The sequence below is a fragment of the Methanocalculus sp. genome, from assembly GCF_029762515.1.
Classification (GTDB): domain Archaea; phylum Halobacteriota; class Methanomicrobia; order Methanomicrobiales; family Methanocorpusculaceae; genus Methanocalculus.
The window spans coordinates 1-6,424 of the sequence record NZ_JARVGN010000090.1 but is presented as its reverse complement, the minus strand read 5'-3'; the positions used below and the strand labels follow the sequence as shown (position 1 = coordinate 6,424).

At 51.6% G+C, this 6,424-nt stretch carries 4 protein-coding genes; all 4 read right to left on the bottom strand.

All coding sequences use genetic code 11. From position 1 onward, the window contains the following. Positions 1-423: 423 nt before the first annotated feature. Positions 424-2,301: a HAMP domain-containing sensor histidine kinase gene (locus QCH34_RS04585; protein WP_300330821.1), complete on the bottom strand. Its 1,878-nt coding sequence runs from the start codon at positions 2,299-2,301 to the stop codon at positions 424-426. An 87-nt stretch (positions 2,302-2,388) separates the two neighbouring features. Next, a complete protein-coding gene (locus tag QCH34_RS04580) occupies positions 2,389-3,909 on the bottom strand; it encodes a sodium/solute symporter (RefSeq protein ID WP_300330818.1) in 1,521 nt (506 codons plus the stop codon). Positions 3,910-4,247: 338 nt separating this feature from the next. After that, the gene (locus QCH34_RS04575) at positions 4,248-5,771 is read right to left on the bottom strand and encodes a sodium:solute symporter (RefSeq protein WP_300330815.1); all 1,524 of its coding nucleotides are present in this window, start codon (positions 5,769-5,771) and stop codon (positions 4,248-4,250) included. 186 nt (positions 5,772-5,957) lie between these two features. Then, positions 5,958-6,424, bottom strand: a 467-nt coding sequence (gene ilvN / locus QCH34_RS04570; protein ID WP_300330812.1) for an acetolactate synthase small subunit, incomplete at its 5' end; no start/stop codon positions are given.

Sequence of the window (6,424 nt, the reverse complement as noted above, 5' to 3'; positions counted from 1 at the left end):
GCCTGTCATTTATTGATGCCTATACCTGGGAGAAGACGATCCTCATCTCCCGGTAGAGGCTTTTATTGACTGCTCGCTATTTCATGGGGGTAGTTTGAAACAGGTGCGGCGCGGGTATCGGGGGCGGGTTAGAGCGGGATCAGGCTGACAGGGGTGATAAACCCTTGCTCGAGAGAGCAACCTGAAAGGCGATTCTTCGAATCGGGGTTTATATGCTCTGGAAGCCCACAAAGCCTTCCCGCCCATCCCGCGCTGCATCTGCGGCCGCCCGGTACAACCTCCCTGCGAAGCATGTGAGGACGGGGACGGGCGGTGGGGAAAGCGCCTGAGTGAACAGATCCGAATGCAGGATTCAAACATCAGATAGCCGGATGATGACTCATTCCCTATGTAAAACCCGCAACAGATCAGCGAAGAGCCCTTTTATTCCACTTTTTTCAGCCGGATAACGAATGATACACCCTGTGTGGGATCGCCCGGCACCCGGTCTTCAACGATGATCGAACCACCATAGCGATCAACTATCAGGGTATGGACGATGAAGAGGCCAAGCCCCTTCCCCCTTACCCTCTCGGTTCCCCGCGTGTATTTTGTAAAGATTACTGGTTTTGTCGCATCCGGAATGCCGGGTCCGGTATCATCGATTCGTATCAGGACGGCATCTTCTGTTGTGGTTACTGAGATGGTGATGCTGACATCGTCACCCCCAAACTTCAGGCTGTTTACAATGATATTCGAGAGTGCCTGTGAGAGGAGAGAGTCTGCACAGGCAGAGATGTCTTCATCCTCCATGAGAAGGGTGATCCGATCGTCTGCATCCGCTTCTTTTCTGAGCATGGGTCCGATCCGAACCGGCACAAGTGATGCCTCTGCATCCTGGATCTCCCGCAGGGTCGCGACGTTATCGATGATCTCGTCACTTTTTTTCAGGGAGTTTTTAAGGCCTTCGATATAGCGCTCAAGGGTCTCATCAGCCTCTGATTCCAGGAGTTCAAGATACAGCAATGAGGTATGGTTTGTGTTATTGATATCATGGGTAATCAGGTCAAGATAGAAGCCGACCCTCGCGTGGGCTTCTGTTAAGTCAGTGGTCCGCTCAAGCACCCGCTCCTCAAGCTCCTCATTCTGCACCCTCAGCTCTTCTTCAGATGCCTGGAGCCGGCTCATCATATCCTTCAGCCGATCGACCATCTGCTGGATCGAGAGGGAGAGGGATCTGAGCTCCGGGGGTCCCGCGATCCCGATTGGATGATCGAGATTCCCACCGGAGATGACCTCTGTATCATCGACCAACCGGTGAATAGGCCATGTGATCCGTTCGGTGACTGCATAGGCGAGAATTCCTCCAATCAGAATCGCAATGGTGGCGATGAGGAGATGCAGCATCAGGAGATTGTGGAGATGTTGCTGAATGGGGGCAGTCGTATAGGTCATCTCTGCAACGAGATTCATCTCAGGCGGGTTGCCATTTGAGGAGAGATCGATGAAGAGGAAGCGGGTATATACCTCAGAAGCCGGATTCTTAAATTCCAGTGATTCTCCGGTTTCCAGCACCGTTTCAATGATCTCTGAGCGCCACTCTTCAGGAACATAACTGGGATTTCCCACCTCATCTCCTTTGAAATAAAAAATCCTGACCGAGGTGAGGTACGGGTTCAGCTCATGAATTCTTCCCGCAGCCTCGGTGTACCTGAGTGCTGATCGCATCTCCTGAATCTGATCATCCATATAGCTGATCTCCAGGATATAGCGGTGATCAGAGGTTGGGTGATAGACAAACTTCCGGAACATGCCGGTGGAGAAATCCTTGACAATCCGATCTGAGACAAAAATATTTCCTTCCCGGATCTTCGTTAGGCGGCGATAGAATTGCGGGTACTCTGAAAAGTCCAGGAGATGATCGGGGGAGTAGGTAGTATACTCAATCACCCCTGCATCATTGATGATATAGAGCTCATAGCCTTCCCCAAATGATGCCTTCAACCCATCAAGATCGATTCGATCGGGATCACCTCCACTCTCTTCATATGCAGAGAGGAAAGAATCCATTGGACCTCGGAGTTTGTAATCAAGAGACTGGTCAAAGAGGAGAAGACCCCTATCAACAAGGAGCATCGACTGGATGAGCCCTTCTTCATTCTTCTCCTGCTGGAGGAGCATGGTGTTCCCGAGCTGCTCGCGGGAATTGTTGTAATTGACATTGATGACGACAGCGGTGACAATAAGGATGATGAGCACTATGCTTCCAAAAAGAAGCCAGCTGAAGGGCACTCTTCCCGTTATAGTCTCTCCTGCCACCATACACACGCATTCCTTTTTTTTAAATAAAAGGAAAGGGAGAGTGAAAAATAAAGGTTCCTATCCTATCCGACATCTAACTATCAAATCCTACTTTCTCCTGAATATATACCAACCCGTCATTGTCTCATCGAGCACCTTCTGGCTGTTCTTTGCGGTGAGAAGACTCACAACAATAAGGGCAATCAGTGCGAGCGTCACCGAATACAGGCTGAAATGAACCGGGAGCTTGGCCACGTACTGGTGGTAGTACCCAAAGATGCCGGATCCGATCAGGCCACATGCCATAGCGGCAAGTGCGCCTTTGGTTGTCGCCCCCCGCCAGTAGAGCCCTCCAAGGATCGGGATGGCAAAGGTTGAGAGCATCACGCCAATTCCCATCCAGATGAGCCAGGCGAGCATTTCCGGAGGGTTAATCGCAAGAATAAGTGAGATGACAGCTGCAAGGAATACCGAGGCTTTGGATACGGTGAGCACTTTCTTTGTTGATGCTTCCGGATGAAGGATATTCTTGTAGATATCCCAGGAGAAGATCGTGCCGATGGTGAGCATCAGGCGATCGGTTGTTGACATCACCGCAGCCAGCACGATAACGGCAAAGAACGCCCAGATAAGCATACTGGGTGAAGCAAACTCAACACCGAGAATAAAGGCAAAATCCTGCGCATTCACTGCTTCCGGGAGAATGATCTGGCCCTCTTCGACGAGGACACGGACAGCAAATCCGACGAATTTCACAAGGAGCATTACCACAAGGTAGATGAGAAACGCAATCAGTGGAGACCATTTGAAGTATTTGGTCTCTTTGGCAGCAAGTACATTGTTAATGACATGCGGAGCACAGGCAAGCCCGACCATCAGGAGGATGGCAAAAGAGAAGAGGAACTCCGGTGTTGCAAAGGCGTATCCTGCATAGACCGGGGTTGGGTACCACGGTGCAACAAAATTCGGATCTATGCCGGAGAGCACCTCGTTGATATGCGTTAATCCTCCCGCCCGCATGATCAGGAACGGTGCAATCGCAACGACACCAAAGATCAATATCAGTCCCTGGATAAGGGTCGTCCATGAAACCGCATAGAGGCCACCGATCACCGTATAGGTCGTGATGATGATACCCGCAATGATCAGCGCCTGCCAGTGCTCTATCCCAAAGAGCCAGATCAGGACGATGCTGATTGCGGTATACTGGCCGACAAGATAGATCAGCGAGACGGTGATCCCGGCGATGGCAGAGAGCCCGCGGAGGTGTTTTGCACTCTCAAACCGGTGGGCAAAATAATCTTCAAGCGTGAGATAGCCGTTCTCACGCCCGACCGTATGGAGTTTCATCCCAAAGATCGTGATACAGAAGGCAGCGGCCGCAGGAACAAAGATCTGCTCCCAGATCGTCGGCCAGCCAGAGGCATAGCCAAGCCCCGATACCCCAAGGAGGGTCATTCCGCTGCATATCGAGGCGACCATCAGGATCGTAAAGACCCAGAAGCCAAGCGATCTGCCCGCGAGGATGTAATCCTCGGTATTAATAATCTTCCGTGATGCCCAGGCACCGATCCCGATCAGGAGAAGGAAGTAGAAGATGATGATGACAAACGTCATTGCATCTGCCATACTCAGTCTCCCTCCGGGAATCTCAATGCCCAGATAACCAGCAGAATGATGATAACCAGTATCGTTCCAAGAACGGCATACACCGTGTGGTCAGGCAATCCAAATATCATATAATGCTAATGTGTGCCATGCTAACATATAACATGCTCGATCCTGATCGCATCGAAAGGGAAATATCCGATGATTCACCGGATCATCACATATTATCGATTCATCAGAAGATGCAGGATACCAGCAGGAAGTCTCAGGGAAAAAAAGCAAAATGGAAGAGATGGGAGTTTTGAGAGGATGATTTCTGGTTTTTGCAACCAGAGATCAGTTCTCTCTTATAATCGCCATCATCTCCTGAAAATATACCAGCCTGTCATTGTTTTATCAAGAACCTCAGGGCTGTTCTTCTCAGAAAGCCAGCTGACGATAACCATCGCCAGAACCGATACCGTCACCGAATAGAGGCTGAAATGTACCGGGAGTGCGGCAACATACTGATGATAATAGCCAAAAACCCCAGATGAGATCAGCCCGGCACTCATCGATACAAGTGCCCCCTTTGTTGTTGCCCCCCGCCAGTACAGTCCTGCGAGTATCGGGACTGCAAATGTGGAGAGCATCACACCAATCCCCATCCAGATCAGCCAGGCGAGCATTGCGGGAGGGTTGATGGCAAGGATGAGCGAGATGGCAGCTGCAACAAAGACAGAGACCCGTGAGATCCAGAGAACCCGGCTGTCCGGGGCATCGGTATTGAGAATATTTTTGTAGATATCCCAGGAGAACATCGTCCCGATCGTCAGCATAAGCCGATCGGTCGTAGACATCACCGCAGCAAGTACAATAACGGCAAATATGCCCCATATAAAGACATTCGGGGCGGCGTACTCAACCCCGTACATAAATGCATAGTCCTGAGCATTGATCGCTTCCGGGAGCACCAGACAGCCTTCCTCGACCAGGACACGGACCGCAAAGCCTGCGAACTTTACAAGCAGCATCACCACAAGGTAGATCAGAAATGCTAACAGGGGAGACCATTTGAAGTATTTCACATCACGTGCCGCGAGGACATTGTTGATGACATGCGGAGCACAGGCAAGGCCAACCACCATCAACAGGCCAAAGGAGAGGAGGAACTCAGGTGTTGCAAAGGCATAATCGGCATAGATTGGTTGTGGAAACCAGGGCTCGACGAGGTTCGGATCAATTCCGGCAAGGACACCATTGATATGTGTCAGGCCACCTGCCTTTGCGATCAGGACGGGGGCAATCGCAATCACACCGGCAATCAGGAGACCGCCCTGAAGAAGTGTTGTCCAGGAGACTGCATAGAGCCCTCCGATGACGGTGTAGGCAGTGATGATGATCCCTGCAATGACCAGTGCCTGCCAGTGGGCAATATCAAAGAGCCAGATCAACACGATACTGATGGCGGTGTACTGGCCGACAAGATAGATCAGTGAGACGGCGATTCCGGCAATTGCCGAGAGTGCCCGGAGCTCACGGACACTCTCAAACCGGTGGGCAAAATAATCCTCAAGGGTCATATACCCGTTTTCATTGCCGATTTTGTGGAGCTTCACACCGAATATGGTGATACAGAAGGCAGCAGCAAGCGGGACTGCGATCTGCTCCCATATTCCGGGCCAGCCGGAGGTATACCCATACCCCGACACCCCGACCAGGGTCATGCCACTGCAGATCGAGGCGACCATCAGGATCGTAAAGACCCAGAAACCAAGCGACCTGCCCGCTACGATATAGTCGCTTGTCGTGTTGATCTTCCGTGATGCCACAACCCCGATTCCAATCAGCAGGATGCAGTAAATCAGAATGATCAGAATGGTTCCGATTCCGGCTAGTGTCATGAATGCTCCGGCTTTCTCGATCGATGAATGATGATTTGGCAGGGAACGGGCAGGAGCGTGTTGATGGAAGAAGAACGATCCGGCCAAATCTCGTTTCCGATCATGTCATGCTATAGTATGTCACGGCATTTAATTAAAATGCGTGATCTATCCGGCGGAAAACTAAAAAATAGTGATGAGAAAGGTCTAATCTCCGGCTGTGGTCTTTGAGCCACGCAGTGCCGCGATCGTTCCCGTCCTCACAAGCTCCTTCACCCCGTACTGGCGGAGGAGTTTCTCGAGTGCATCGATCTTCTCTGGCGGGCCGACCACCTGAAGGATAAGCGTCTTCGCACCGACATCGATGATCTGTGCACGGAAGGTATCTGCGATCTGCATCACCTCGGCACGGGAACTGCCCGGGTTTGCAACCACCTTGATGAGCGCCAGTTCACGCCGCACATGCTCGTGATAGGTGATATCCGAGACCTTGATGACATCGATCAGCTTGTTCAGCTGCTTCTTCACCTGCTCGATCCGGGTATCATCCCCATGCACGGTGATGGTGATCCGGCTCATCTCAGGCACTTCGCAGGTGCCGACAGCCAGGCTCTCGATGTTGAATCCCCGGCGGGAGAACATTCCGGCAACCCGTGAGAGGACACCGGCACGAT

What these genes read in the sequence shown, in the direction of transcription:
- QCH34_RS04585 (WP_300330821.1), bottom strand. Translation starts at nt 2,301, where the DNA reads ATGGTGGCAGGAGAGACTATAACGGGAAGAGTGCCCTTCAGCTGGCTT.
- QCH34_RS04580 (WP_300330818.1), bottom strand. Translation starts at nt 3,909, where the DNA reads ATGGCAGATGCAATGACGTTTGTCATCATCATCTTCTACTTCCTTCTC.
- QCH34_RS04575 (WP_300330815.1), bottom strand. Translation starts at nt 5,771, where the DNA reads ATGACACTAGCCGGAATCGGAACCATTCTGATCATTCTGATTTACTGC.